The organism is Rhizobium sp. CF142, assembly GCF_000281145.1.
Classification (GTDB): Bacteria; Pseudomonadota; Alphaproteobacteria; order Rhizobiales; family Rhizobiaceae; genus Rhizobium.
Genome location: NZ_AJWE01000098.1, coordinates 162,938 through 188,678 on the forward strand (window position 1 = coordinate 162,938; position 25,741 = coordinate 188,678).

At 60.4% G+C, this 25,741-nt stretch carries 24 protein-coding genes; 8 read left to right on the top strand and 16 right to left on the bottom strand.

All coding sequences use genetic code 11. From position 1 onward, the window contains the following. Positions 1 to 9 precede the first annotated feature (9 nt). Positions 10 to 2,460, top strand: a complete 2,451-nt coding sequence (locus tag PMI11_RS21930) for a glycoside hydrolase family 2 protein (RefSeq protein WP_007821377.1) — start codon at positions 10 to 12, stop codon at positions 2,458 to 2,460. A 49-nt stretch (positions 2,461 to 2,509) separates the two neighbouring features. Here the strand turns inward: PMI11_RS21930 and PMI11_RS21935 are convergent, their stop codons facing one another. Further along, a complete protein-coding gene (locus tag PMI11_RS21935) occupies positions 2,510 to 2,902 on the bottom strand; it encodes a PRC-barrel domain-containing protein (protein WP_007821379.1) in 393 nt (130 codons plus the stop codon). Positions 2,903 to 3,149: 247 nt separating this feature from the next. Between PMI11_RS21935 and PMI11_RS21940 the strand changes: the two genes are divergently transcribed. Then, entirely contained in the window at positions 3,150 to 4,850 is a 1,701-nt protein-coding gene (locus tag PMI11_RS21940; protein ID WP_007821381.1) for a long-chain fatty acid--CoA ligase, read from the top strand. A gap of 140 nt (positions 4,851 to 4,990) precedes the next feature. Continuing rightward, positions 4,991 to 6,616, top strand: a complete 1,626-nt coding sequence (gene pgi / locus PMI11_RS21945; RefSeq protein WP_007821383.1) for a glucose-6-phosphate isomerase — start codon at positions 4,991 to 4,993, stop codon at positions 6,614 to 6,616. A gap of 29 nt (positions 6,617 to 6,645) precedes the next feature. Here the strand turns inward: pgi and PMI11_RS21950 are convergent, their stop codons facing one another. After that, a complete protein-coding gene (locus tag PMI11_RS21950; protein ID WP_037071864.1) occupies positions 6,646 to 6,996 on the bottom strand; it encodes an immunity protein Imm33 domain-containing protein in 351 nt (116 codons plus the stop codon). Positions 6,997 to 7,239: 243 nt separating this feature from the next. On the opposite strand from PMI11_RS21950, the gene PMI11_RS21955 reads away from it, so the two are divergent. Next, positions 7,240 to 8,043: an alpha/beta fold hydrolase gene (locus PMI11_RS21955; RefSeq protein WP_007821393.1), complete on the top strand. Its 804-nt coding sequence runs from the start codon at positions 7,240 to 7,242 to the stop codon at positions 8,041 to 8,043. Positions 8,044 to 8,046: 3 nt separating this feature from the next. On the opposite strand, the gene PMI11_RS21960 is transcribed toward PMI11_RS21955, so the two are convergent. The 3 genes from PMI11_RS21960 to PMI11_RS21970 all read right to left on the bottom strand — a co-directional run bounded on the left by PMI11_RS21960 (position 8,047) and on the right by PMI11_RS21970 (position 10,460). After that, a complete protein-coding gene (locus tag PMI11_RS21960; RefSeq protein ID WP_007821395.1) occupies positions 8,047 to 8,973 on the bottom strand; it encodes a carbohydrate kinase family protein in 927 nt (308 codons plus the stop codon). A 62-nt stretch (positions 8,974 to 9,035) separates the two neighbouring features. Next, on the bottom strand, positions 9,036 to 9,731 hold the full coding sequence (locus PMI11_RS21965; RefSeq protein WP_007821397.1) for an orotate phosphoribosyltransferase: 696 nt from the start codon (positions 9,729 to 9,731) through the stop codon (positions 9,036 to 9,038). A 75-nt stretch (positions 9,732 to 9,806) separates the two neighbouring features. Then, on the bottom strand, positions 9,807 to 10,460 hold the full coding sequence (locus PMI11_RS21970; RefSeq protein ID WP_007821399.1) for a TetR/AcrR family transcriptional regulator: 654 nt from the start codon (positions 10,458 to 10,460) through the stop codon (positions 9,807 to 9,809). A 100-nt stretch (positions 10,461 to 10,560) separates the two neighbouring features. Between PMI11_RS21970 and PMI11_RS21975 the strand changes: the two genes are divergently transcribed. Together PMI11_RS21975 and PMI11_RS21980 are read left to right on the top strand one after the other, a co-directional pair. After that, complete coding sequence (locus PMI11_RS21975; protein ID WP_007821401.1) at positions 10,561 to 11,385, top strand: NmrA family NAD(P)-binding protein; 825 nt, start codon at positions 10,561 to 10,563, stop codon at positions 11,383 to 11,385. Between the two features lie 2 nt (positions 11,386 to 11,387). Continuing rightward, positions 11,388 to 11,870 (top strand): anthrone oxygenase family protein, encoded by a 483-nt coding sequence (locus tag PMI11_RS21980; RefSeq protein ID WP_007821403.1) that lies wholly within the window; start codon positions 11,388 to 11,390, stop codon positions 11,868 to 11,870. An 87-nt stretch (positions 11,871 to 11,957) separates the two neighbouring features. On the opposite strand, the gene PMI11_RS21985 is transcribed toward PMI11_RS21980, so the two are convergent. From PMI11_RS21985 to PMI11_RS22015, 7 genes are all read right to left on the bottom strand, one after another. Further along, positions 11,958 to 12,494, bottom strand: a complete 537-nt coding sequence (locus PMI11_RS21985; protein ID WP_007821405.1) for a glyoxalase superfamily protein — start codon at positions 12,492 to 12,494, stop codon at positions 11,958 to 11,960. Between the two features lie 187 nt (positions 12,495 to 12,681). Next, positions 12,682 to 13,860: a GGDEF domain-containing protein gene (locus PMI11_RS21990; protein ID WP_007821406.1), complete on the bottom strand. Its 1,179-nt coding sequence runs from the start codon at positions 13,858 to 13,860 to the stop codon at positions 12,682 to 12,684. Between the two features lie 178 nt (positions 13,861 to 14,038). Beyond that, positions 14,039 to 15,079, bottom strand: coding sequence for a dihydroorotase (gene pyrC / locus PMI11_RS21995; protein WP_007821407.1), 1,041 nt, complete (start codon positions 15,077 to 15,079; stop codon positions 14,039 to 14,041). A 64-nt stretch (positions 15,080 to 15,143) separates the two neighbouring features. Then, entirely contained in the window at positions 15,144 to 15,776 is a 633-nt protein-coding gene (locus PMI11_RS22000) for a nucleoside triphosphate hydrolase (protein ID WP_007821408.1), read from the bottom strand. Continuing rightward, a complete protein-coding gene (locus PMI11_RS22005) occupies positions 15,773 to 16,555 on the bottom strand; it encodes an ATP-binding cassette domain-containing protein (RefSeq protein WP_007821409.1) in 783 nt (260 codons plus the stop codon). The genes PMI11_RS22000 and PMI11_RS22005 overlap by 4 nt, the downstream gene beginning before the upstream one ends. Before the next feature lie 2 nt (positions 16,556 to 16,557). After that, positions 16,558 to 17,622, bottom strand: coding sequence for an ABC transporter permease (locus PMI11_RS22010; protein ID WP_007821410.1), 1,065 nt, complete (start codon positions 17,620 to 17,622; stop codon positions 16,558 to 16,560). 158 nt (positions 17,623 to 17,780) lie between these two features. Further along, entirely contained in the window at positions 17,781 to 18,800 is a 1,020-nt protein-coding gene (locus PMI11_RS22015) for a sugar ABC transporter substrate-binding protein (RefSeq protein ID WP_037071865.1), read from the bottom strand. Between the two features lie 235 nt (positions 18,801 to 19,035). On the opposite strand from PMI11_RS22015, the gene PMI11_RS22020 reads away from it, so the two are divergent. Together PMI11_RS22020 and PMI11_RS22025 are read left to right on the top strand one after the other, a co-directional pair. Next, positions 19,036 to 20,283 carry an ROK family transcriptional regulator gene (locus PMI11_RS22020; protein ID WP_007821414.1) on the top strand — a complete coding sequence of 416 codons (1,248 nt, stop codon included), beginning with the start codon at positions 19,036 to 19,038 and terminating at the stop codon, positions 20,281 to 20,283. Beyond that, complete coding sequence (locus PMI11_RS22025; protein WP_007821416.1) at positions 20,267 to 20,743, top strand: RbsD/FucU family protein; 477 nt, start codon at positions 20,267 to 20,269, stop codon at positions 20,741 to 20,743. Before PMI11_RS22020 ends, PMI11_RS22025 begins: the two co-directional genes overlap by 17 nt. 9 nt (positions 20,744 to 20,752) lie before the next feature. Here the strand turns inward: PMI11_RS22025 and PMI11_RS22030 are convergent, their stop codons facing one another. From PMI11_RS22030 to PMI11_RS22045, 4 genes are all read right to left on the bottom strand, one after another. Then, positions 20,753 to 21,790, bottom strand: coding sequence for a 4-hydroxyproline epimerase (locus PMI11_RS22030; protein ID WP_007821418.1), 1,038 nt, complete (start codon positions 21,788 to 21,790; stop codon positions 20,753 to 20,755). Positions 21,791 to 21,878: 88 nt separating this feature from the next. Continuing rightward, positions 21,879 to 23,129, bottom strand: a complete 1,251-nt coding sequence (locus tag PMI11_RS22035) for an NAD(P)/FAD-dependent oxidoreductase (protein ID WP_007821420.1) — start codon at positions 23,127 to 23,129, stop codon at positions 21,879 to 21,881. Positions 23,130 to 23,205: 76 nt separating this feature from the next. Next, entirely contained in the window at positions 23,206 to 24,483 is a 1,278-nt protein-coding gene (locus PMI11_RS22040; protein WP_007821422.1) for an alpha/beta hydrolase, read from the bottom strand. 382 nt (positions 24,484 to 24,865) lie between these two features. Continuing rightward, positions 24,866 to 25,696, bottom strand: coding sequence for an SDR family oxidoreductase (locus PMI11_RS22045; protein ID WP_007821424.1), 831 nt, complete (start codon positions 25,694 to 25,696; stop codon positions 24,866 to 24,868). Positions 25,697 to 25,741: the final 45 nt, after the last annotated feature.

Genomic DNA, 25,741 nt, shown 5'->3' on the forward strand with positions numbered 1-25,741 from the left:
GAGGCTGAAATGATTGGGAGGAGAGACCTTCATAACGGCTGGACGCTTTCCTGTAACGATACAGGAAGAAGCAACCTGCCGGCTTCGATTCCGGCAACGGTGCCTGGCTGCGTGCATCTGGACCTGCTCGCAAACCGGCTGATCCCCGATCCCTATCTCGATATCAACGAGATCACCAATGACTGGATCGGCAAGACGGAATGGGTCTACAGGCTGGATTTCGAAGCCGAGCCTAATGACGGCCAGGTGCAGGAACTCGTCTTCGACGGCATCGATACGATTGCGACGATCCGCCTGAACGGCGAGGAGATCGGCCGCACCTTCAACATGCACCGCACCTATCGCTTCGACGTTTCGTCGCTGCTGCGGGAAGGTGCAAACGAGCTCAGCATCACCTTCCATTCCGCCTATGCCTATGGCGCCGAGATGGAGAAGCATTACGGCTACCGGCCCAACAATTATCCGGGACCAGGCAACCTGATACGCAAGATGGCCTGCAATTTCGGTTGGGACTGGGGTCCGACGCTTGTCACGGCCGGGCTCTGGAAGCCGGTGCGGCTGGAGAGCTGGGATCGGGCGCGGCTTGCCGCTACAAGGGTTTCGGCAGCGCTTGCGGGCCGCGATGGGCTGGTCAAGGTGCATGCGCGGCTCGCAAGACACGGCGAGGCCGGGCCAACGAAACTCACGGCCGAAATCGGCGGCGTGACGCAGACGGTCACGGTCGAAGCGGATGCCGATGAGGTTTCCTTCGAGGTTCGCGTGCCCTCGCCGCAGCTCTGGTGGCCGCATCATCTCGGCGCGCAGCCGCTTTATCCGCTGGAGATCCGGCTGGAAGACGAGAGCGGAGATGTCCTCGACGGCTATTCGAAGCAGATCGGCTTCCGGTCGCTGCGGCTCGATACGTCGCCGGATGCGCATGGCTCGGCCTTTACCTTCGTCATCAACGACGTGCCGATCTTTGCCTGTGGCGCCAACTGGATACCGGACGATTGCTTCCCTTCGCGCGTGACGGCGGAACGCTATGCGGCGCGGATCGATGAGGCGAAGGCTGCCAATATCAATCTGCTGCGTGTGTGGGGCGGCGGCATCTTCGAGCGGGACGAATTCTACGAAGCCTGTGACCGGGCCGGCATGCTCGTCTGGCAGGATTTTCTTTTTGCCTGCGCCTCCTATCCAGAGGAAGAGCCGCTGCGCAGCGAAATCGTCGCCGAGGTGCGGGACAATGTGGTGCGACTGATGCCGCATGCATCGCTCATCATCTGGAACGGCAATAACGAGAATATCTGGGGTTTCGACGAGTGGGGCTGGCGGCCGATCATCAAGGACGGTGTCAGCTGGGGGCTCGGCTATTATCTCGATGTCCTGCCAAAGCTCTGCGCCGAACTCGATCCCATCAGGCCCTACTATCCCGGCAGCCCCTATTCCGGCTCCATGAATATCGAGCCGAATGACGACCGGCATGGCTGCAAGCATATCTGGGACGTGTGGAACGACGTCGGTTACGAGGTCTACCGCAATTACATTCCGCGCTTCTGCTCGGAATTCGGCTGGCAGGCGCCGCCGGCATGGGCGACGCTGCAGGAGAGCGTGCATGACGAACCGCTGACGCCGGAATCGCGGGGCGTCTTCCATCATCAAAAGGCGACGCAAGGCAATGACAAGCTCATCAAGGGGCTTGCCGGACACCTGCCCGTGCCGCAGACGATGGATGACTGGCATTTTGCGACGCAACTCAATCAGGCGCGTGCCATCCGCTTCGCCGTCGAGCACATGCGCTCGCATCGCGATATCTGCAAGGGCGCTGTTATCTGGCAGTTCAACGATTGCTGGCCGGTCACGTCATGGGCAGCGCTGGATTCTGCCGGTCGGCGCAAGCCGCTCTGGTATGCGATGCAACAGGCGTTCCATCCTCGCCTGCTGACGATCCAGCCGCGTGGCGACGGCCTGTCGGCTGTCGCGGTCAACGAGCAGACACTGTTCTGGCGCTCAAAGATCAGCGGCAGGCGGATGCGGCTCGATGGCACGGTGTTGGCGGAATTCGAATTCTGGCGGCTGCTCTGCGACCGGTTCGAAGCGAAGGAATTCCCGCTGCCTGAGGATATCGCAAAAGCCGGCACGGCGGATGAGGAAGTCATCGTTGTCCAGATGCTCGACAAGCGCGCCTTCCACTATTTCGTCGAGGATATCGACCTGAAGCTGCCGGCCCCTGATCTCGACATTTCACTGGCAAAATCGGCTGGCTGCTATGAGGTTACGGTCACCGCCAAGAGCTTCCTGAAAGATCTCTGCCTGATGGCGGATCGGCTCGATCCGGCGGCGGTGGTGGATTCCATGCTGGTGACCCTGTTGCCGGGTGAAAGCCATATCTTCCGTGTGACGACCGACAAGTCCCTGTCGGCCGAAGATATCGTGGTTGGCACAGTGCTTCGCACTGCCAATGATCTCGTGAACAAAAACTGAAAGGCCCCGCTCTGGCGGGGCCTCTACCGGCTCGTCCTCGCGGACGGTGTTACATCCAGTAGGGCGGCACGCCATAATAATCATAAACGCGGCGGCCATTATCGTTGTACCAGGTGTCATCATCATCCGCGTAGCTCGGCGCGCCTTCGATCTGCTCCTTGGTGAGATCGATGCGATAGCCGTCCAGCTGGGTATCGTAGGTCAGCTTTTCCCACGGCAGCGGATAGTGATCACTGCCGATGCCGAGAAAGCCGCCGAAACTCAGAACAGCATAAGCGACGCGGCCGTCCTGCTTCCCGAGGATGAGGCGTTCGATGGAACCGATGTGTTTGCCATCGGCGCCATAGACGCGGGTGCCTTCAACGCGGTCGCTGGCGATCAGCGTCGGGGTATCCTTCACATTCGGGTCGCGTCGGGTGGCGTCAGTATCCTGATTCAGCATTGTGCACCTCCTTGTCGTTTCCTCGTGGTTCTTCCACATCGAGAAAACGTGCCCTATGCCTCAAAGTTCCCTGCCGCATGCCGTTCATATGCGACACTCGCGATATTGACGTTTACGTTAAGGTTATTGTAGCCTCAATCCGCTTGAACCGCTCAAGCAATGGCATAAGCTGCCTTGACGGAGGATGGAGGATCTTCCGATCGACCGGTGTCATCCGGTTTCGGCGGCCGAATGGGAGAGAGACACAATGAACAGTATTTCCGTCCACCCTGGTGGTGCGAAACCGGAAAAACCATGGCTTGCCACCTATCCGGACATCGTTCCGGCCGAAATTCCCCCACTGGAATTCTCATCGCTTCCGGATCTCCTGGAAAAGAACTGTGCCCGTTTTGCCAACCGCAAAGCCTTTTCCAGCATGGGCAAGACGATGACCTATCGCGAGCTCGAGGTGCAAACCCGCAAGGTGGCTGCCTGGCTGCAAAGTGTAGGCCTGCAGAAGGGCGACCGTGTCGCCGTGATGATGCCGAACGTGCTGCAGAACCCCGTCGCGGTCTACGGCATCCTGCGCGCCGGGCTCGTCGTCGTGAACGTCAACCCGCTCTATACGCCGCGCGAGCTCGAGCATCAGCTCAACGATTCCGGCGCCAAGGCGATCTTCGTTCTGGAGAACTTCGCCCGCACCGTCGAGCAGGTCATCAACAAGACGGACCTGCGCCATGTCGTCGTCACCTCTCTCGGCGAAATGCTTGGGCTCAAGGGGCATATCGTCAATTTCGTCGTCCGCCGGGTGAAGAAGCTCGTTCCGTCCTGGTCCATTCCGCAGCATAAAAGTTTCAGGCAGGTACTATCCGAGGGAGCGAACAGGGCGCTTGCGCCCGTCGCGCTCACCGGCAGCGATATTGCCTTCCTGCAATATACGGGAGGGACGACAGGCATTGCCAAGGGCGCGATGCTGACGCACCAGAACCTGCTTGCCAACAAGATGCAGTTGCAGCTCTGGTTGAAATCCGCCTTCGACAAGAAGAAGCAGCCTGACGTACTGAACTTCCTCTGCGCGCTGCCGCTTTATCATATCTTCGCTTTGACGGTGAACTCGCTGATGGGCATGTCGCTTGGCGCCCATAATGTGCTGATCGCCAATCCGCGCGATATTCCGGGACTGGTGAAGGAATTCGAGAAGTCGAACATTCATATCTTCCCCGGCCTCAACACGCTCTTCAACGCGCTGCTCAACAATGCCGATTTCGCCAAGCTCGATTTCTCCTCTCTCGTCATGTCGCTCGGCGGCGGCATGGCCGTGCAGCGGCCGGTGGCCGAGCGCTGGCTGAAGGTGACGGGCTCGCATGTCACCGAGGGCTACGGCCTCTCCGAGACGTCACCCGTTGCGACCGCCAATCGCTTCGATTCACCCGAATTCACCGGCTCGATCGGCCTTCCCATTCCCTCGACGGAACTCGACATCAGAGATGAGGACGGCAATTCCCTGCCGCTTGGCGAGATCGGCGAGATCTGCATTCGCGGCCCGCAGGTCATGGCCGGATATTGGAACAAGCCGGAGGAGACAGCCCGGGTGATGACGCCGGACGGCTATTTCCGCACTGGCGACATGGGGTTCATGGACGAGCGCGGCTATACCAAGATCGTCGACCGCAAGAAGGACATGATCCTCGTCTCCGGCTTCAACGTCTATCCGAACGAGATCGAGGAAGTGGCCGCCATGCATGCCGGTATCCTGGAGGCGGCGGCGATCGGCGTGCCGGACGGGCATTCCGGCGAGGCGGTGAAGCTCTTCGTCGTGCGCAAGGACCCTGGTCTGACCGAAGCCGATGTGAAGGCCCATTGCGCGGCCAATCTCACCAATTACAAACGACCGCGCTTCATCGAATTCCGCACCGAGTTGCCGAAGAGCCCTGTCGGCAAGATCCTGCGCAAGGACCTGCGCGGCTGAATTTGACGGTCTCATGAAATTGAGGGCCATCCGCTTGTCGCGGGTGGCTTTTTTCATATTTCGTCAGATGGCTGAACTTGATTTGACTGCGGGAAAGAGAATAGTTTCCGCAACCCTCTCCGCCTCCAAAGGAGTCTCCCATGAATGCCATCGTCGAACAATTGAAGAGCACCGCGGCTGCCACCAAGGCCACCGATCTTCGCGCCGCCTTCGCTGATGATCCGAAGCGCTTCTCGCGCTTTTCAGTATCGCTTGACGACCTGCTGATGGATTTTTCCAAGACGGCCGTGAACGACGAGATCCTGAAGCTTCTGGTGAAGCTCGCCGAAGAAGGCGGCGTCGAGAAGAAGCGCGAGGAGATGTTCTCCGGCAAGGCGATCAACTTCACGGAAGACCGCGCCGTTCTGCACACGGCGCTCCGCAACCGTTCCAACACGCCTGTCCTGGTCGATGGCAAGGACGTCATGCCTGACGTCAACGCCGTGCTTGCCGCCATGGCCAAGTTTGCCGATGGTGTACGTTCGGGCGCGCTGAAGGGGGCGACCGGCAAGAAGATCACCGATGTCATCAATATCGGCATCGGCGGCTCGGATCTCGGCCCGGTCATGGCCACACTGGCGCTCGCGCCCTTCCATGACGGCCCGCGCGCCCATTTCGTCTCCAATATCGACGGCGCACACATTGCCGATATCCTGAAGCTGGTGCAGCCGGAAACGACGCTCTTCATCGTCGCTTCCAAGACCTTCACCACGGTCGAAACGATGACCAATGCGCAGACGGCGCGCAAGTTCATCGCCGGCGCGCTTGGCGAAGCTGCCGTTCAGCATCATTTTGCCGCCGTTTCAACGGCGCTCGAGAAGGTCGCGGCCTTCGGCATCGAAAGCGCGCGCGTCTTCGGCTTCTGGGACTGGGTCGGCGGCCGCTATTCGATCTGGTCGGCCATCGGCCTGCCGCTGATGATCGCTGTCGGCCCGGAGAATTTCGGCAAGTTCCTCGATGGCGCCCATGCCGTCGACAACCATTTCCGTAAGGCGCCGATTGCAGAAAACCTGCCTATGCTGCTCGGCCTCATCGGCTTCTACCACCGCAATGTTCTGGGTTACCCGACGCGCGCCGTGCTTCCCTACGATCAGCGCCTGTCGCGTTTCCCGGCCTATCTGCAGCAGCTCGACATGGAATCGAACGGCAAGGGCGTCACGATCGACGGCACGCCGGTCGAGGGCAATTCCGGCCCTGTTGTCTGGGGCGAACCCGGCACCAACGGCCAGCATGCTTTCTATCAGCTCATCCATCAGGGCACGAGCATCATCCCGGCCGAGTTCATGATCGCCGCCAACGGCTTCGAGCCGGAGCTGCGCCACCAGCACCAGCTTCTGATGTCGAACGTTCTTGCCCAGTCGGAAGCGCTGATGAAGGGCCGCACCTTCGAAGAAGCCAAGAAGCAGCTGACCGACAAGGGCATGGAAGACAAGCAGGCCGATTTCATCGCCCCGCACCGCGTCTTCACCGGCAACCGCCCGTCGATCACCTTCGTCTACGACAAGCTGACGCCCTATGCGCTCGGCCGCCTGATCGCGCTCTACGAGCACCGCGTCTTCGTGGAAGGCGTGCTCTTCCGCATCAACTCCTTCGACCAGTGGGGTGTGGAGCTCGGCAAGGAACTGGCGACCGGCCTGCTGCCCGTCGTCGAAGGCAAGGAAAGCGCTGCAGGTCACGACTCCTCGACGCAGGGTCTTGTTGCCGCGTTGGCAAAGCTCGCCAAGTAATATCGGCGATCCGCAAACGGTAGCCGGGTTCAGTTCTCGACCAGCAGATTTTTATCGAACCAAACGTCCTGATAATCATCTGCGATCAAGAACCGCCAACCCGGCGCCAAAGCGAGGTAGGGCTCAACGGCAGCCACCCAATCGCTTAAATGATCTACATGCAACGGTTTGAAAAAATCATCCGCCGCGCTGTATTCACCCGCCCAGATATACCAGCCCGATGTTCCTCCAGTCTGAGGATGCCGAAGGCCATTCAGCGGCATGATTCCGGACTTTACATTTAGCGATATCCCTACAGTTTCGCTGGCAGAAGGAGCGGACATGGGAGACCCGAAGCGGTCGCAAATCTCCTTCTGCTTAATCGAGAGGCTCGTTCTCAAATTCGCTGTCCTTATCGGTCTGATTGGAAAATCCGGCAGCGGCAATCTCTTTAGCACTTGGAGCACTGTGACTAGACGGCATCTACATGACGAGCGCACGACTTGTCGATTGCATCGCTTTCATGAAAAGTCCGGGCAGATGAGGATCAAGCACATACACACCGCGAGTGAGCTTTTTTATTTGACCCTGTCGAATGGCCGCGCATCTCTTCGTCTATGGAGAGATTCAGAGTGGAGGAGCTGATGACCGCTACGGATGATGAGCTGGTGAAATTCGAAGCCGAGGGAGCGCTGCCCTTGCCGCCGTCTACCGATGCGGGCTTCGTCGAGAACGAGGGCGCGCGCATCTGGTATGCGAGTTATGGCGCCGGCCCTGCCGTCATCCTGCTGCATGGCGGGCTCGGCAATAGCGGCAACTGGGGGTATCAGGTTCCGGCCCTCATCGATGCCGGTCATCGGGTCGTGGTCATCGATAGCCGCGGGCACGGCCGCAGCACCCGCGACGACCGTCCCTATACCTATCACCTGATGGCCTCAGATGTGCTGGCCGTGATGGATTATGCCGGAATCGAGGAAGCAGCCTTCATCGGCTGGAGTGACGGCGCCTGCACGTCGCTGATCCTGGCCGACCAGCAGCCGGACCGGGTCTGCGGCGTCTTCTTCTTCGCCTGCAACATGGACCCCAGCGGCACCAAGGAGTTCAAGGCGACGCCGGTCATCGACCGTTGCTTCAGCCGCCACAGGAAGGATTATCAGGCGCTATCGGCGACGCCAGATGCTTTCGAAGCGTTCGTCGGCGACGTCTCCAAGATGATGGCGACGGAGCCGAATTATTCGGCCGAGCAGCTGGCGGGCATCACGGTGCCGGTCTCGATCGTCCTCGGTGAACACGACGAATTCATCAAGCCCGAGCATGCCGATTATCTGGCAAGGACGATCCCGGATGCAGAATTCGTACTACTGCCCGGTGTCAGCCATTTCGCGCCGCTGCAGCAGCCGGACCTCTTCAATCGCGAGGTCCGGGCCTTTCTCGAGCGGATCGCTTGAGCCTCAGAGACCGATTTCTCGCGCCCAGGGAGGATTGGCGCCGGCACGCGAGACGGTGACCGCGGCGGCCTTGGCGCCAAGCGCCAGGGCGTTGCGCAGGGCCTGCTCATCGAGCGAGGCGACCTGCGCCTTGGTCAACAGGTTGTCCATCTTCAGCGAGGCGAGAACGCCGGCATCGAATGTGTCACCGGCGCCGACGGTATCGACCACAGTGACGCGTTCGCTCGGGACCGTGACCTTGCGCGCGTTGGTGTATCCGGTGGCGCCTTCCGCACCCTTGGTGATGACGACGAGCTTGGCGCCGTGGTTCAGCCAGTGGGCTGCCAGCGCATCATGGTCGCCTTCCAGGCCGAACCATTCGAGGTCCTCGTCGGAGAATTTGACGATGTCGGACTTGGCGGCCATGCGCTTGATGCGGGCCATATGCGCGGCCTTGTCCTTGATGAAGCCGGGGCGGATGTTCGGGTCGAGCGAGATAACGCGTTTCGCGGCTTCGCGGTCGAGCAGGGCCTCGTAGGTTTCGCCGCAGGGGCTCGGGATCAGGCTGATCGCGCCGAAATGCAGGGCCTCGCAATCATCGCCAAGGGTTGGCAGATCATCCGTGGTGATCAAGCGGCCGGCCGTGCCCTCGTCATAGAAGGCATAGGTCGCCTGACCGTTGACGAGCTTGACGAAGGCGATCGTCGACGGGCGTGGCGTGATGGCGCAGGGGCTGTAATCGACGTTGCTCGCCTTCAGCGTATCGAGCAGGATTTCGCCCATCATGTCGTCGGCAATGCCGGTGAAGAAGGCCGTCGGGATACCCAGACGACCGAGCGCAATCGCGGTATTGAAGATCGCGCCGCCGGCATAGGGCGCAAAACCCTTTTCGCCCAGGGTCGTATCCCTCGGCAGCATGTCGATCAGGGCCTCGCCGCAGCACAAAATCATCGAATTCCTCCCAACAGGACTTACGCGTTCTTCAATCGATTAAGCGAGCTTTTGTCAAAAGGCTAGAGCGAAAGCTCACTCACGCCACCATTCCTTGCCGACCAGGCGAGCGGCGCATCGAGGAAGGCCTCGACTTCGTGCAGCGTCCTGTCGTCGAAGAGCTTCTGCTGCTTGGCAATCGCCAGCACTTCGCGCCAGGTGGCGATGTGATGGAACTGGACCTTGCCATTTTCAAAGCGCTGATGCGCCTCGGCAAAGATGCCGTAGAAGAACAGGGCCATGCCGTGATCGACGATGCCGCCGGCAGCTCTGATAGCATCGATGAAGGTGAACATACTGCCGCCGGCCGTCGTCAGATCCTCGATGATGAGGACGCGCGCTCCTTCCTTCATGTCGCCTTCGATCTGGGCATTGCGGCCGTGGCCTTTCGGCTTCTTGCGGACATAGATCATCGGCAGGCCGAGACGATCAGCTAGCAATGCGGCAAAGGGAATGCCTGCGGTCTCACCGCCGGCGATGCAATCGAACTGTTCGAAGCCGGCATCGCGCAGAAGGGTGCTTGCGGCAAAATCCATTACGGTGGAGCGGACGCGTGGGAAGGAGAGCAGCTTGCGGCAGTCGATATAGACGGGGCTCATGATGCCGGAGGCATATTTGTAGGGCGTCTCGGCGTTGAAATGAACAGCCTTGATCTCCCAGAGCATCTTGGCCAGCAGCTCTGCCATGGTGGCTCGGTCAGGAAATGTGGTCTGGATCATGCGGCTTACTCCTTCGGCTGACGTTCCAGCGGCAATAGCAGCAAGAGCGGTCGGTTTCCAGATGGAAGGCGGCCGTCAGCCGAGCAGGCGGGCGATATCCGCAATCTGCATCTTCTTGAAGAGCGCGATCGCCTGCACGCCCTCTTCCTCATCCAGCGAAACCGCGTAGCGGACGGCAGCCGCAAGAAGCTGCATCGTCAGCCGGGCGATGGCCAGAAGCTCCGTCTCGGTCCGCTCCGACCACAGCTGTTTTAGCACTGAAAGCAGGGCCTGCGCGTGAAATTCCATGTCTTCGGCATCGACTTCCTGGAGAAGCTTGTCCGTGTGGGTCGCGTGCCAGATATCGCACATGACAGGCTCGCGGCGAAAGAAGGCATAATATTCATCGGCGATGACGCAGAGAGCCGTCCGCAGATTGTCGGCGTCCGTCACCTTGGCCAGTTCGTCGGCTACACATTGCCGGCCCTGCTCGTTGAAGCGCTCAGCGAGCGTGCGGATGATCGAGGTCTTGTCCGGGAAATATTGGTAGAGGGCGCCAAAGGAAAGCTCAGCTTTTTCAACGATCTCGCTCATTTTCAGGGCATCACTGCCATTCTTTTCGATGAGGTCGGAGGCCACCGCCAGGATTTTTTCGAAGCGCTCGCGGCCGCGCTGCTGGCTCGGAATGCGGCGTGGCTGACCGGTCGGCTCCTGCTGGCGCCTGCGCCGTGCGATCACTTCTTCTGCCATCTTCCGCTTCCTTCAACTGTTGACAAAGAAAATAAGAGAGTTTATCTCATTTTGCAAATGAGAGAGTTTCTCTTGTTTTAAACCGAGGAGGAGTTTCGACATGCAGAATTCCGAAATCGTTCTGATCGGCGGATCGGGAAAAACCGGTGGCCGCATTGCCGACAGGCTGGAAGATCTGGGACTTGACGTGCGCAAGGCGTCCCGCTCCACGATACCGGCCTTCGACTGGGAGGATCGCGCGACCTGGTGCGGTGCGCTCACGGGTGCGACGAGCGCCTATGTCGCCTTCCAGCCGGACCTTTCCGTCTCCTGGGCGGCAGAGGCCATCGAGGCGCTTTCAAAGCTCGCGAGAGAGTGCGGGTTGCAGCATATCGTGCTGCTTTCCGGCCGTGGCGAAGAAGGGGCGCAGCGGAGCGAGGAAGCACTCAAGGCAGCGGGGATCGACACCACGATCCTGCGCGCCTCCTGGTTCTGCCAGAATTTCAGCGAGGGCGCTTTCGTCGAGCCGCTCATTGCCGGCAGGCTGGAGCTTCCGGCTGGCAATATCAAGGAGCCTTTCGTCGATGCCGATGACATTGCCGATGCGGCAGTGGCGGCACTGACCGATATCAGGCATCGCAACAGGATCTACGAGCTGACCGGTCCTCGCGCGCTGAGCTTCCGCGAAGCCGTTGCCGAGATCGCCGCGGCCTCGGGCCGGTCTATCGACTATGAACAAGTATCGATGGCGGATTTTAAAGAGGGTCTCTCCGCTGCGGGAATGCCAGAGCCTGTTATCGCGCTACTGGAAGAACTCTTCGGACAGGTGCTCGATGGGCGCAATTCCGAGGTGATGGGTGGCGTGACAGAGATACTCGGCCGCCCGGCAAGGGATTTCAGCCAATACGCGCGAGAGACCGCGGCAACCGGATTGTGGAGCGCCTGACCATGCAGATCGTTCTCGTCATTTCCCTCATTGCGGCATCGATCGGCAGCGGCCTTGTCGCCGGCATCTTCTTTGCCTTCTCCACCTTCATCATGACCGCCTTTTCGCGCATCCCGGCCGAACAGGGCATTGCTGCGATGAATTCCATCAACGTGACCATCGTCCGCTCGCCCTTCATGCTACTCTTCGTGCCGACGGCGTTCCTCTGCGTCGTGATCGCAGCGTTGGCCTTCATGAATTGGCGCGGCGGCGCCTCTTCGATGATGCTCGCCGGCGCGGCACTCTATGTCATCGCGTCCTTCCTCTCGACCATCGTCTTCAACGTGCCGATGAATGATGCGCTGACGAAAATGAGCGGCAACGGCCCTGAAGCGGTGCAGCTCTGGACGACCTATCTCAGGGACTGGACCTGGTGGAACCATGTGCGCACCATCGCCTCGCTGCTAGCCTCGGTCGCGTTCGTCCGTGCGCTGATGCTGATCTGAAAAGGGCGGAGGGAATGCCCTCCGCCCTTCCTTTGTGTTCACGCAATTGCGGACGCAGAACCGCTGCGCACTTTTGCCGGAATTGCTCTAATCCTGCTGGCAGAAGGTGATGCGGTTGTTGAAGGGGTCGATGACGCCCATTTCGAGCCCCCAGGGCGCTTCCTCGACACCCGGGTTCATATAACGGTAGCGTTTGGCGGCGAGTTCTGCCTGATAGGCTCTGACATCCCTCACCCGAACGAAGGCTCGCGCGCCGGGGCTGGCATCGCCGGAATGTTCGCTCAGGTGCAATTGCATATTCTCGCGCGAGACCTGGCAATAGAGCGGGGAGTTTTCGCCGAAACGATGCTCCCAGTCGAGCGTGAAACCCAGGAAGCCGCAGTAGAATTCCATGGCTTTCTCGACCGAGAAGATGCGGAAGATCGGCACAGGCGGCTCGATGCCGAGAGGAGATTTCGCTCCTTCTGCCTCATCCAGCTTTGCCGAGAGAATATTCCACTGATCGAAGCCGAATTGTCTGGCGACAATCTCCAGGGTTTCGCTATGGGTGACGGAAATATCGCGGTCGGCAAGCGCCTGCCGCAGGGTTTTTGCCATAAGCTTGGCATCGCGAAAATCGCGCATGGTTCATCCTTCTCCGTTGGCGGCAAACAGGAAGATCAGTGCCCGCGTCTGCTGACCCGTTCGCCATCGATTGCCGGAGCCAAGGATGTGAAACTGGATTTGGATGCATTCACCATAATGCCTAGGCATCGCGGGGCGGCTGGCTGCATCCGGCCGGCTATCAGCTTACGAAAGGTCGCAAGAAGGATCAAGAGGCCGATCGCGCATCCCCTGCCGGCACCGAATGCAGGTGGCTGGCGAGTTCGACACGATTGCGGCCGGCGCGTTTGGCGACATAGAGCGCCTTGTCCGCCTCCCCCAGCATGGCATCGAAATCGAGCGGCTTGGAGCGGCCGGGGGCGACGCCGACGCTGACGGTGCATTTCAGCACTTCGTCGTCGATATAGATGTCGCGGTCCTCGAAGGCCTTGCGGATGCGCTCGGCGGCCAGCTCGGCGCGGCCGGGCATGATTTCCTTCAGCACCAGCGCGAATTCCTCACCGCCGAGGCGGGCGGCCGTATCGCCGCTACGGCAATTAGCCGAGAGTTCGCCGGCAAAGACCTTCAGGACGTGATCACCGGCCGCATGGCCATAGCGGTCGTTGACCGATTTGAAATGATCGATGTCGAAGACGATGACAGCGGTCGAAGCGACCATGGCGCGGACGCCATATTGGTCGAACAGAGCGCGGCGGTTCAGCAAACCGGTAAGCGGATCGGTGATCGCATCGATGCGGTGACGGGCGGCAAGACGCCATTGATGCAGCGCCAGCGACAGGGCGCCAATGCCGGTCATCCCGGCGATGCACACGGCGATACTGAGGTCTTCCGCCCAATTGCTGGGTGCGGCCCCGAGCACCAGCTTGCCATCCCAGATCAATACCGCGGCGCAGAGGACAAAGGAAATCGCCGTCAATGCGTAGAGGGCGGTAATGCCAGATATCGGTGCAGGTGCTTCGGCGCGGTCGAGCCAATATTGCCAGGCGGTGGTGAAGAGCAGAAAGGCAATGGCGAGATTATCGGCCATGAACGCCAGACCATCCAGCCCGGCGATCATCGGCGGAATGGATACGGCCATGGCGACAAGTGCACGGATGGTGATGCCCAGTATCGGCAGCCGGCCGGTGCGGAACTGATAACCAGCGCCCCAGATGGTCGCGAAACCCGCGTGAAACAGCACGAAATTGCCTGCACCAAGCAGGCGCCCGGGCTGCTCCACATAGAAGGCATAGGCGAAAATGCCGGCGACGACGAGAACGAGGCCGAATGCGCCGGTGAGAAGAAAGGTTTCGGCCCGGCGCGCGAGCCAACTTCCCGTGAGCGTCACGGCAAGGCAGGTTGCTGACACGCCAAGCGCCAGCAGCAATGAATTATAGTCAAGCATCATGCTTTAAATCTCCGCGGCTTCTGCCGCGCCGATAACGTTCTGAAATCTATCTCGTCACTGCTGACGAATGTCTTACGTATTCCGTTAAAAAAACATGGATTTCGCAGCCGAGCGTTACAAATTCAACATTCGGCAGCAACTACAAGAAGAATAATATTTAGGCCCGCAACGTCTTTTCTCAGCCTTTGATCCGCCAATGCAGTGCAAACATCGGATCAAAGACGGTGACCGGACCGGCGCCGGTCTCAATCCTGACGGGGAAGACTACGGGTTCGGCCTGGCGCTCCAGCGTGATGCGCTCCTCATTGGGCGCCAGCCCATACCAGGCCGGGCCATTCAGGGAGGCAAAGGCCTCCAGCCTGTCGAGCGCGCCATCCTGCTCGAACACATGGGCAAGGCAGCTCATCGTGTTGATCGAGGTATAGATCCCCGCGCAGCCGCAGGCGCATTCCTTGAGCGGGTCGACATGGGGCGCGGAATCCGTGCCGAGGAAGAATCTGATATCGCCGCTCGTGGCCGCGGCCCGCAGCGCCAGCCTGTGGTTCTCACGTTTTGCGACGGGCAGGCAGTAATAATGCGGGCGAATGCCGCCGACGAGAATGGCGTTGCGGTTGATGATCAGGTGATGGGTGGTGATGGAGCCGGCGAGATTGGCCTTGGCCGACTTGATATAATCGATGCCATCGGAGGTCGTGACATGTTCCATGGTCACCTTCAGCTCCGGCAGGCGCTTGCGTAGCGGGTCGAGCACCGTCTCGATGAAGACGGCTTCACGATCGAAGATATCGACGTCAGGCGTCGTCACCTCGCCGTGGACGCAGAGCGGCAGGCCGATCTTGGCCATGCGCTCCAGCACCGGCATGGCCTTTTCCATGTCGCGCACACCACCGTGTGAGTTCGTCGTGGCGCCGGCGGGATAAAGCTTCACGGCGGTGATAAGGCCGCTCTTCTTGCCTTCTTCCACATCGTCCGGGCTCGTATCCTCGGTCAGATAGAGCGTCATCAGCGGCTGGAAACGATGGCCAGCCGGAAGCGCCTTCATGATGCGCTCGCGATAGGCGGTCGCATCTGCGGTCGTGACGACGGGTGGCACGAGGTTCGGCATGATGATGGCGCGCGCGAAGGTGCGGCTCGTATCCCCGATCACACCTTCCAGCATGGCGCCGTCGCGCAGATGCAGATGCCAGTCGTCAGGACGGCGGATGGTGATCGATTGCATGGGAGCCTCCGAAGCGATGCGGGTTTTGCCTCGATAGCATCAACACCGGTGCGGAAACAACTGTTCAGGCCAGCGCGATTTCCAATGTCATATCGGCAGGGCGGCGATTTTCGAGAATCAGGCGACCGTTGGGCAGGTCGTTGCCATAGACTTTGGCGCTTGCTTCTTCCTCGGTCAGCTTGTAGCCGCGCCAGCGATCCCAGAGGCGCTCTTCCAGGACCTCCATCGGCGGGGCGAGCATGATCGTATAATCGAAGATACCGTCGAGTTCGGCCCATTTGCCCTGCGTGAAGAGCAGATAGTTGCCCTCGATGATGATGAAGCGGTCCTGGGGATCGATCGGCCGGGCAGAGGCGATGGCAAGTTCACGCGAACGGTCGAAGACGGGAACGAGGACCTCCTGATCGGCGGGGCGCACGGCTTTGACGATATCGAGGAAGCCGCGGACATCGAAGGTTTCCGGAATGCCCTTGCGGGCCAGCAGACCACGCTCGATGAGGACCGCATTGTCCATATGGAAGCCGTCCATGGGCAGCACGGCTGCGCTCTCGCCCATCGCGTTCAGAGCGCTCACGACATTGTCGGCCATGGTGGATTTGCCGGCGCCGGGCGGGCCGGCGATCGCGATGAGGAAGCGCCTGGTGTTGCCGGCGCGGTTCAGAACCTCGCCGACAATTTCGTCTATTCTTGCATTCATGCCGCGACGGGCTCCGCAGGGACCGCCTTGGCGCCGGTCATGAAGGCGACGGCATCAGACATCGTGTATTCCTTGGGATTGATGACCGTCAGGCGGCGCCCAAGGCGATGGATATGGATGCGGTCCGCCACTTCGAAGACATGCGGCATGTTGTGCGAGATGAGCACGATCGGAATGCCACGGGCGCGCACGTCGAGGATGAGTTCCAGCACGCGACGGCTTTCCTTGACGCCGAGAGCGGCAGTCGGCTCGTCCATGATGATGACCTTCGAGCCGAAGGCCGCCGCACGGGCAACGGCCACGCCCTGACGCTGGCCACCGGAGAGCGTTTCCACCGCCTGATTGATATTCTGGATAGTCATCAGGCCGAGTTCGGAAAGCTTGGTGCGTGCCTTTCTTTCCATCGTCGGCCGGTCGAGCATGCGGAACCAGGAGCCGAGCACACCCGGTTTGCGGATCTCACGGCCGAGGAACATGTTGTCGGCGATCGACAGTGCCGGCGAAAGGGCGAGGTTCTGATAGACGGTTTCGATACCCGCCTCGCGCGCTTCCATCGGCGATCTGAACTGTACCTGCCGGCCTTCCAGGGTGATCACCCCGTCATCGGGCGTGACTGCGCCCGATATCGCCTTGATGAGCGAGGATTTGCCGGCGCCGTTATCGCCGATGACGGCAAGGATTTCGCCCGGATAGAGGTCGAAATCGGCATTGTCGAGCGCTGTCACACGTCCATAACGCTTGACGAGGCCGCGGGCGGTGAGAATGGGTTCGACAGCCATGGTTACACCGAAACCTTTCTGATCCACTGATCGATGGCGACGGCGGCGATGATCAGCACGCCGGTCAGCAGGACTTTCCATTGCGGGTCGGCGCCGAGCATATTGAGCCCCATCGACACGACGCCGACGATCATGGCACCGAAGAGCGTGCCGAGAATGGAGCCGCGGCCACCGAACAGCGAGATGCCGCCGATCACAGTCGCGGTGATCGCCTGCAGATTGTAATCGGTGACGGCCGAGGACGGCGAGATCGAGCCATTGCGGCCGATCGAGACCCAGGCGGCGAAGGCAGCGATGACGCCCGAGATGGTGTAGACGGTCAGCAATACTTTCTTGGCCTGGATGCCGGAAAGCTTGGCAGCCTCCGGGTCGTCGCCGACCGCATAGACATGTCGGCCCCAGGCGGTGTGATTGAGCACATACCAGAGGAGCAGGACGAGCAGGACCATGGCGACGACACCGAGCGTCAGCACGGCGCTGCCGAGCTTGAAGCTCGCGGCGAAAAGATGCAGCAGCGGCGCCTGTTCGTCGACGTCGGTGTCGCGGATCGTCTCGTTGGCCGAATAGATGAAATTCGTCGCCATGACGATGTTCCAGGTGCCGAGTGTCACGATGAATGGCGGCAGTTTCATGTAGGCGACGAGAAAGCCGTTCAGCAGTCCGCACAGGCCGCCGACAAGGAGGCCGACAATGACCGCGATCGGTGTCGGTATGCCGTAGGTAATGGCGACATTCCCCATGATGACGGCCGAGATCACCATGATGACGCCGATCGAAAGATCGATGCCGGCGGTCAGGATCACCAGCGTCTGAGCCGCACCGAGAATGCCGACGATGGCGATCTGCTGCAGGATCAGTGTCAGGGTGTAGGACGAGAAGAATCGCCCGCCTATCGTTATCCCGAAGACGATGATCGCCAGCACCAGCACGATCAGCGGCACGGCGGCCGGTGTCGAGTGCAGAAAATGCTGCGCGCGTTTGATCAGCGAGACATTCTCGTGCTCGAACGAAGCAACGCTCTTGTCGCTTTCGTCGAGGACGCGTTCAAATTCCTGTGCTCCGGTCATGGTTCCTCCTTCGCAGCCGCGCGCCGAACTCACGCGAAAGCCGTCGCCGATAGTCTTCCGGTCTTTGTTCAGCCGGTTTGTCGGGCGACGGCATATGGTCCGCCCAAAACGGCCGGGGATCAAGCCCCGGCCACTTCTCACACTTATTCAGGCGGGGCTTAGCCCCAGCACTTGTCCGTGCCTTCCTTGGTGTCGATCGACTTGACGCCGGAGACCGGCTTGTCGGTGACGAGGGATACGCCAGTGTCGAAGAAGGACTTGCCTTCGGTCGGCTTCGGCTTTTCGCCGCTATCGGCGAACTTCTTGATCGCCTCGATACCGAGCGACGCCATCAGCAGCGGATATTGCTGCGAGGTGGCGCCGATGACGCCTTCCTTGACCGACTTGACACCCGGGCAACCGCCATCGACCGATACGATCAGCACGTTCTTTTCCATACCGACGGCCTTCAGCGCCTGATAGGCGCCGACAGCGGCCGGTTCGTTGATCGTGTGGATGACGTTGATGCCAGGATCCTTCTGCAGAAGGTTTTCCATGGCCTTGCGGCCGCCTTCCTCGTTGCCGTTGGTCACGTCATGGCCGACGATGCGCTTGTCATCTTCATCGCCGATCTTGTTCGGGTTCTTCGGGTCGATGCCGAAGCCGATCATGAAGCCCTGGTCGCGCAGAACGTCGACCGTCGGCTGCGACGGCGTCAGGTCGAGGAAGCCGACCTTGGCGTCCTTGGCCTTGTCACCGAGCGTTTCCTTGGCCCACTGGCCGATCAGCTTGCCGGCGAGCAGGTTGTCGGTGGCGAAGGTGGCGTCGGCGGCATCTGCCGGCTCGAGCGGCGTGTCGAGCGCGATGACCAGCAGACCGGCATCACGCGCCTTCTTGACCGAAGAGACGATGCCCTTGGTGTCGGAAGCGGTGAGCAGGATGCCCTTTGCGCCGTCGGCAATGCAGCTTTCGATCGCCGCGACCTGGCTTTCGCTGTCGCCATCGATCTTGCCGGCATAGGACTTCAGCGAAACGCCGAGTTCCTTGGCCTTGGCCGTAGCACCTTCCTTCATCTTGACGAAGAAGGGGTTGGTGTCGGTCTTGGTGATCAGGCATGCGGAAACATCTGCCGCCATCGCCGGAGCGGAAAAGGCGACGCCGAGCGCGAGAGCGCCGAAAGCGAGAACTGATTTCTTCATGAACTCCTCCCAGAGATTAGCCGACCCGCCCCCAAGGCGGTGCCGGAATTCATGCACGGCGAGACTTGCGGAATGTGACATGAGCCCCCTCCCAAAGCCGTCCCGTGCCGTTGACGATGGCAATTAAGAGCGAAAGAAAACGGCTTGTCAATAAATAAATCCAATTGAATTATTAATTCGATGTGGCATGCTGGCGGGAAATCGGGCATAGGCCGTTAATCGGGAGGAGTGGCCAATGTCGTCCTTGGATGGTCCGGATTCGATGCCGGCCCCGCCGCCAATTCTGAATCCGTCGGGAGGTGCGAACCAGATCAGGGTGCGCGCCTATAACGAACGGCTCGTGCTGTCGCTGGTGCGCCTCTACGGTGCCCTGTCGAAGGCCGATATCGCACGTCGTAGCGGGCTGTCTGCCCAGACCGTCTCCGTCATCATGCGGGTGCTGGAGAAGGAAGGGCTGCTTTCGCGCGGCGAGCCCATTCGCGGCCGCGTCGGCCAGCCATCCATTCCGATGCGGCTCAATCCGGATGCCGTCTATTCCTTCGGCGTGAAGATAGGCCGGCGAAGCGCCGATCTCGTGCTGATGGATTTCGTCGGCAGAATCCGGCTGCAGTTGCACAGGATCTATGCCTATCCCCTGCCCGACGAGATCCTGTCCTTCGTGATCCATGGGATCAAGGAGCTGGAAGGCAAGCTGGACGAGCGCGAGCGCAGCCGCATAGCCGGCCTCGGCATCGCGGCCCCTTTCGAGCTCTGGAACTGGGCGGACGAAGTGGGGGCACCCGAGGGAGCCATGGAGGTCTGGCGCGATTTCGATCTGCAATCAGAAATCGCCACGCAGGTATCCTACCAGGTCTTCCTCCAGAACGACGCGACCAGTGCCTGCGGTGCGGAACTCGTCTTCGGCATCGGCCCATCCTATCCGGATTTCGTCTATTTCTTCATCGGCTCCTTCATCGGCGGCGGGATCGTGCTGAATTCGTCGATCTTTTCCGGCAAGACGGGAACGGCAGGAGCCATCGGTCCGCTGCCGGTGCGCGGCAAGAATGGCGAGACACTGCAGCTTCTGGAGATCGCCTCGATCTTCGTGCTGGAAAACATGCTGCGCGAGCGCGGCATCGACCCGCAGCCGCTCTGGTATTCGGCCGATGACTGGGTGGATTTCGGCGAACCGATGGAGGCCTGGATACAGGATACGGCCAAGGCGCTGGCACAGGCGATCGTGGCCGCGGCCTCGATCATCGACTTCAGTGCCGCCGTCATCGATGGCGGCTTTCCCGACTGGGTGCGCCGGCGCATCGTGCAGGCGACGATCCACGAGGCTGAAAAGCTCGACCTGCAGGGCGTCGTCATGCCCGATATCGTCGAAGGCTTGGTCGGCGCACAGGCGCGTGCGATCGGCGGCGCCAGCCTGCCGATCTTCGCGCGTTATCTCACCGACCAGAATGTGCTTTTCAAGGAGATCGACAATGCTGAAAGGGCTTAACCCGCTGCTCAGTCCCGAACTGCTGGCGACATTGCGCGGCATGGGCCATGGTGATGAAATCGCCATCGTCGACGGCAACTATCCGGGCATCGAGCATGCGCGGCGGCTGATTCGCCTCGACGGGCATCATCTCATTCCGGTTCTCGATGCCGTCCTGAGCGTTTTGCCGATCGACGACTTCGTGGAGGAAGCGATCTTCCGCTCGACGGTGAAGGCCGAGCGCGACAAGCTCGATCCGGTGCACGAGGAAATGATTGCCTGCTGCGCCAGGCACGAGCCGGATCGCGAGGTCATCCCACTCGTCGGGCAGGATTTCTATGGCCGCGTGCGCGCGGCCCATGCCGTCATCCAGACCAGTGAGCCGCGGCTCTATGCCAATATCATCCTGCGCAAGGGCGTAATCTATCCCTCGGCCAGTGACGAACCTGCCAAGGCCGAGGTCGATCCCTTCGTCTACTGAAATCTGCGCTCAGATTTCGCCGGCCGAAGGCCCCCAGACATCCGTCAGGGCAAAGCCGAGGGGATGCGGATCGAAGGGGTCGAGGGCGACCTGAGACAGGCCGAAGGTGAAGCCGCGGCCTGATATCGTCGGGATGACGGCCGGTTTGCCGGCGACTTCCGTCACCGCCTGCAGGCCGACCTCGAATTCCGAGCCGATGATCGACTTCGATTTGAAGGTGTCGCCGACCTTGACCTTTCCGCGGGCGTAGAGGGTCGCGAGATTGGCCGAATTGCCGGTGCCGCAGGGCGAACGATCGGCGCGTCCCGGCCACATGGTCGTGCAGGTGCGCACCGTACCATCAGCCTCGATATCGCGGAACATGACGTAGGCGACACCCGAGATTGCCGGGATTTCCGGATGCACGACGTGGATATTGCGGTTGATCAGGTCTTTCAGGATCATGCCGGCCTGCACCAGTGCTGCGGCATTGGCCTTCTCGATCGTCAGATTGATCTGGCCGACATCGACCAGCGCATAGAAGATGCCGCCATAGCAGATATCGGCCTTGATCTTTCCCCAATGCGGCGTGTCGATCTCGACATCGAGCTCGTGGACGAAGGACGGCACCATGGTGAGTTTCACCTTCTCACAGCGACCGTCGCGGCAGGTGGCCGTCGCCTTCACCAGGCCGGCTGCTGTTTCCAACGTGATGATGGTTTCCGGCTCCTTCATCTCGACGATGCCGGATTCAAGGAGAGCGGTCGTCACGCAAATGGAGTTCGAGCCGGAGCTCGCATGCGCCTGATCAGGCTGCAGGATGATGAAGGCAGCATCGGCATCAGGATGCTTCGGCGGCAGCAACAGGTTGACCGAGCCGATCGGTGCGCCGCGCGGCTCGAGGCAGAGGAAGCGACGGAGTTCCTGCCCCTTGGGGTCGGTGTTCAGCCAGTGAAGCTGGGCGGCGACCGTTTCGCCCGGAATTTTTGGCACGCCACCGATTGCGACCTTGCCGATTTCACCTTCGGCGTGAACATCCAGAAGCTGGATCGTGCGCTTCCATCTCATCTTTCAAACTCCAAATCAGACGTGACGCGCGATGACGCCATCGACGCGGATATTTTGCGGGTGACAAAGGTTCCGGCCATGACCAGTCCTAGTACCTGTTGACGCGGAATGGCTTGATATCAACTGATGTTTTGACACCTGCGACCATATCCGCGATCAGCCGCGCTGTCGTTGCCGAATAGGTCAGGCCAAGATGGCCGTGGCCGGTGGCATAGAAGACGCCAGGCAATTTCGAAGAGGGCGAAATGATCGGGATCGTATCCGGCAGCGCCGGGCGGTGACCCATCCATTCGCTGGTATCCTGAACCTTGAGATCGGGCAGGATGCGCTGCGCATGGCGCACGAGCACGCGCGGGCGGCGGAAATCGGGCGCCGCCGTCAGTCCGGCAAGCTCGACATTGCCGCCGACACGGATGCCGCCCGCCGTCGGTGTGACCATGAAGGCGCGATGCGGCCAGATCACCGAATAGCGCATGGAAATACCGGGCTGCATGATCTGCGTATGATAGCCACGCTCGGTTTCGAGCGGGATCGGCTCGCCAAGGGCCTCGGCGAGGAAACGCGTGTGGACGCCGGCTGCCAGGATGACCTTTTCGGCTTCGATGCGGTTGCCGTTTTCAAGAAGGACAGCAGTCTTGCCGTCACTCTTGCGTTCGACACTTTTCACCTGGCCGGATACGAAGTTGGCGCCAGCTGCCTTTGCGGCATCGGCGAGCTTTACGACAAGCTTATACGGATCGCGGATCGACTTGTTGTCCGGCATCAGCACCGCCTTGGCGACTTTCGGCGACAGCGTCGGCTCGTAATATTGGATTGCGCCATTGCTCAGCACTTCGAATTCGAGGCCGTAGCGCCGCATCAGTTCGAGATGGCTACGGTCCGCATCGAATTCGGCCTCGGTCTCGTAGATCGCAAGGCAGCCCTCTTCGGTCATCAGTTCGGGCGCACCGATGGCATCGAGCATGGTGCTGATATCGCCGAGCGCGATCTTGGAGAGGCTCATGCCCGCATCCTCGATCTCCCTCAGACGCGAGGGACGGCCGGCGGCGAGGAAACGCAGGAACCAGGGCAGGATTTTCGGCGCATAGCTTGGCCGCAGCCAGACCGGGCCTTCCGGATCGATCAGCCAGCGCGGCAGCTTCTTCCAGGTCGAGGGACCGGAACCAGCTGCAAAATCGAGCGCGATGCTCGCCATATTGCCATAAGAGGTTCCCCTGCCCGGCTCGCTCTTATCGATCAATGTTACTTGAAAGCCGCGCCGCTGCAGTTCGAAAGCAATCGAAGCGCCGATCACACCGGCGCCGACGACGGCTACCGTCTTATTCGTTTCATTCGCCATATCTTATCCACCGCACGGCAGAGTCGATGCCGCTGGAGACGTGATATATCACAACGAAGCGAATGCCTATGATTTTTTACTGAGCATCTTCCGGCAGTCCGGCGCCGACGCTATCGCCCACGGAACCCACAGTATTGTTCATTGACTGGCCGAGACGGCGCACCTGGTCGTCATAGTTGCGGCGGGTGCGGGGATCGAAAATGGCGATCGGGGTGCTGACTGCGAGACTGACTGCGCTGCCTGCCGTCTGGGCAGCACCGATCGCGACAGCACCGACCGCCTCGCCAAGGCCGACCTCGGAATCGGTAATGGTCTGACCGGCAATCAGCCGGTCGCCGATAAGCTTCACCACTTCAGGGCTTTCGGCAAACTTGCCATGGTTCAGGCGATCGCCGGTCTTCAGCTTGGTAAGGTCAAGCACGGTGATACCGGCCGCTTCCAGCTTGCTGCGATAGGGCTCGGCGGAAGGATCGATCTGGCCGAGGCGATCGACATTGCCGGAGATGCGGCGCGAAAGCGCCAGCGCCCGATCATCCTGGGAGACAAAGATGGTAAAATGCGGCTTGTCCTTGCCGAGGCTCATAAACTGGCGGCCGAACACGTCGACATCGAGATCCGGCGAGGCAAGGATGACGTTGTTGATCTTGGAGGCGACGTGGCCGTCACGGATCGCCATCTGGCGCAGGGCCTCGACCGTCAGCCACGTGCCCATGGAGTGGGCCATGACGGTGATGTCGCCAACGGCCGGATTGTTGGCCGTGCGCCGCAGCAGTTCTTCCAGCGCATCGCGCGAATAGTTGGTGCTTTCCTTGTCGTAATTGTAATCAAAGATGCTGGCGCGCGAGGGCCAGGTGAAAACGACGGGCGCAACATCGGCATGGGAATCATGGACGATCTGCGCGAAGCGATAGACGGCATCCTCGTAGCGATTGTTGAAGCCATGCACGAAGATGAGGACGCGCTTGCTGCCAGGCATATGCGTCTTCAGCCAGCTTTCGCCTGCCTTCTCGCCATCCAGCGGATCGACCGAGACCGTGACGAAATTCTCGAGAGGGTCGGCTGGCAAGCGGGAAGGCCATTGCACTTGCCCGGCTTTGCGATTGGCTTCGGGCGGAATGGAGATATCGACGGCATTGACCATCAGGCCAGTGCCGCGCTCGCCAGAAAAGAGGACGGCGGGATCCTTGTCCGCAGCGCGGGTTGTTGCAACCAGCAGATCGACGCGTGATGTGCCCGGGGGAACCGTGCCGGCCGCCTGCATGACACCGATCGGCCGCCCGCAGGAAGCAAGACCAAGGCACAAGACGAGCAGGGCTGCGAGAGCTTTGCACGAAACGCCGCATCTGCCGATCATGACATCTCCGCAGGTTCAGGCGTCATCGCGCCAAGCCACCGACATGCGCTTGCCCGCGCGCCTCCAGATAGTCCGAGGCCAAGGGTGGAGTCAATTTTACGAAGGTTTGGGAGAGAGATAATCCGGAATAGAAAAGAGCCCGACGCGGGAGGAGGTGCATCGGGCTCTTGATCCTGACTGACAACTGGGAGGAGGAGTGTTGTCAGTCCGATGAAGGAGCGCTGGGAGGAGGAGTGCGCTGCCTTCGAGATCATTAATACCCAATTCATTTGATGGAGAATAGCGAAATTACCGCAATGCAGCAATGCATTGAGCGCAACGCTTGCCTCGCTGGCGTCACACCTGCGCCTCATTTTGCGGCATCTTTGATCAGTTGGTCAATTTAGTGGGCAAAATGCTCACGCATGAAGTCGACATAGGCCTGATCGTCCATGCTGTGACGCGCCTTCACGAATCCTCGTGCGTCGTCGCCGACGAGGTAGCGCAGCTGATTCTTGCCGTCGGTCGCGGCCTCGTAGATCACGTCGGCAACGTCGGCGGATGTCATCATCTTGGCGGCGACCATCGTGGCGAATGCCTGCTGGGCGGATTCCAGGAACGTATTGTAATCCGGCAGGCCCGAGGGATCGATGGCGAAATCGGTGCCGGCGCGATCCCGGAAATTGGTCTCGGCCACGCCGCCATGCGGAATCACCGACTTCACGCCGATGCCAAGCGCCAGGAGTTCGTAGGCAAGCGCCTCGGTGAAGCCTTCGAGCGCGAATTTGGAGGCGCAATAGATTGACAGGGTTGGCAGCGTGAAGAGGCCGGCACCGGAGCTGACATTGATGATGAGGCCAGCCTTGTTTGCGCGGAAATGCGGCAGGATCGCTCTGGTTACATCCATGACGCCGAAGACGTTGACGTCGAACTGCTGCTGGATCTTTTCGCGCGAGGTTGCCTCGAAAATACCGTTCTGGCCGTAGCCGGCATTGTTGACGAGCTGATCGATGCGGCCGAACTTTTCGATGCCGGCCCTTATGGCTGCGTCGACACTGTCGCGATCCTGGACATCGAGCCTGGTGACGAGAACGCCGGAAAGCTTCGTCAGCTCTGTTTCCTTGTCGGGGCTGCGCATAGTGGCGATGACATTCCAGCCATTGGCGTGGAAGAGCCTGCTCGCCGCCTTGCCGATACCGGAGGACGCGCCGGTAATGAGAACTGTCTTTTTCATGATGTGCCTCATGGTTTTCAGATTGATCCAGAGGCTAGATAGTCC

What these genes read in the sequence shown, in the direction of transcription:
- PMI11_RS21930 (WP_007821377.1), top strand. Translation starts at nt 10, where the DNA reads ATGATTGGGAGGAGAGACCTTCATAACGGCTGGACGCTTTCCTGTAAC.
- PMI11_RS21935 (WP_007821379.1), bottom strand. Translation starts at nt 2,902, where the DNA reads ATGCTGAATCAGGATACTGACGCCACCCGACGCGACCCGAATGTGAAG.
- PMI11_RS21940 (WP_007821381.1), top strand. Translation starts at nt 3,150, where the DNA reads ATGAACAGTATTTCCGTCCACCCTGGTGGTGCGAAACCGGAAAAACCA.
- pgi (WP_007821383.1), top strand. Translation starts at nt 4,991, where the DNA reads ATGAATGCCATCGTCGAACAATTGAAGAGCACCGCGGCTGCCACCAAG.
- PMI11_RS21955 (WP_007821393.1), top strand. Translation starts at nt 7,240, where the DNA reads ATGACCGCTACGGATGATGAGCTGGTGAAATTCGAAGCCGAGGGAGCG.
- PMI11_RS21960 (WP_007821395.1), bottom strand. Translation starts at nt 8,973, where the DNA reads ATGATTTTGTGCTGCGGCGAGGCCCTGATCGACATGCTGCCGAGGGAT.
- PMI11_RS21965 (WP_007821397.1), bottom strand. Translation starts at nt 9,731, where the DNA reads ATGATCCAGACCACATTTCCTGACCGAGCCACCATGGCAGAGCTGCTG.
- PMI11_RS21970 (WP_007821399.1), bottom strand. Translation starts at nt 10,460, where the DNA reads ATGGCAGAAGAAGTGATCGCACGGCGCAGGCGCCAGCAGGAGCCGACC.
- PMI11_RS21975 (WP_007821401.1), top strand. Translation starts at nt 10,561, where the DNA reads ATGCAGAATTCCGAAATCGTTCTGATCGGCGGATCGGGAAAAACCGGT.
- PMI11_RS21980 (WP_007821403.1), top strand. Translation starts at nt 11,388, where the DNA reads ATGCAGATCGTTCTCGTCATTTCCCTCATTGCGGCATCGATCGGCAGC.
- PMI11_RS21985 (WP_007821405.1), bottom strand. Translation starts at nt 12,494, where the DNA reads ATGCGCGATTTTCGCGATGCCAAGCTTATGGCAAAAACCCTGCGGCAG.
- PMI11_RS21990 (WP_007821406.1), bottom strand. Translation starts at nt 13,860, where the DNA reads ATGATGCTTGACTATAATTCATTGCTGCTGGCGCTTGGCGTGTCAGCA.
- pyrC (WP_007821407.1), bottom strand. Translation starts at nt 15,079, where the DNA reads ATGCAATCGATCACCATCCGCCGTCCTGACGACTGGCATCTGCATCTG.
- PMI11_RS22000 (WP_007821408.1), bottom strand. Translation starts at nt 15,776, where the DNA reads ATGAATGCAAGAATAGACGAAATTGTCGGCGAGGTTCTGAACCGCGCC.
- PMI11_RS22005 (WP_007821409.1), bottom strand. Translation starts at nt 16,555, where the DNA reads ATGGCTGTCGAACCCATTCTCACCGCCCGCGGCCTCGTCAAGCGTTAT.
- PMI11_RS22010 (WP_007821410.1), bottom strand. Translation starts at nt 17,622, where the DNA reads ATGACCGGAGCACAGGAATTTGAACGCGTCCTCGACGAAAGCGACAAG.
- PMI11_RS22015 (WP_037071865.1), bottom strand. Translation starts at nt 18,800, where the DNA reads ATGAAGAAATCAGTTCTCGCTTTCGGCGCTCTCGCGCTCGGCGTCGCC.
- PMI11_RS22020 (WP_007821414.1), top strand. Translation starts at nt 19,036, where the DNA reads ATGTCGTCCTTGGATGGTCCGGATTCGATGCCGGCCCCGCCGCCAATT.
- PMI11_RS22025 (WP_007821416.1), top strand. Translation starts at nt 20,267, where the DNA reads ATGCTGAAAGGGCTTAACCCGCTGCTCAGTCCCGAACTGCTGGCGACA.
- PMI11_RS22030 (WP_007821418.1), bottom strand. Translation starts at nt 21,790, where the DNA reads ATGAGATGGAAGCGCACGATCCAGCTTCTGGATGTTCACGCCGAAGGT.
- PMI11_RS22035 (WP_007821420.1), bottom strand. Translation starts at nt 23,129, where the DNA reads ATGGCGAATGAAACGAATAAGACGGTAGCCGTCGTCGGCGCCGGTGTG.
- PMI11_RS22040 (WP_007821422.1), bottom strand. Translation starts at nt 24,483, where the DNA reads ATGATCGGCAGATGCGGCGTTTCGTGCAAAGCTCTCGCAGCCCTGCTC.
- PMI11_RS22045 (WP_007821424.1), bottom strand. Translation starts at nt 25,696, where the DNA reads ATGAAAAAGACAGTTCTCATTACCGGCGCGTCCTCCGGTATCGGCAAG.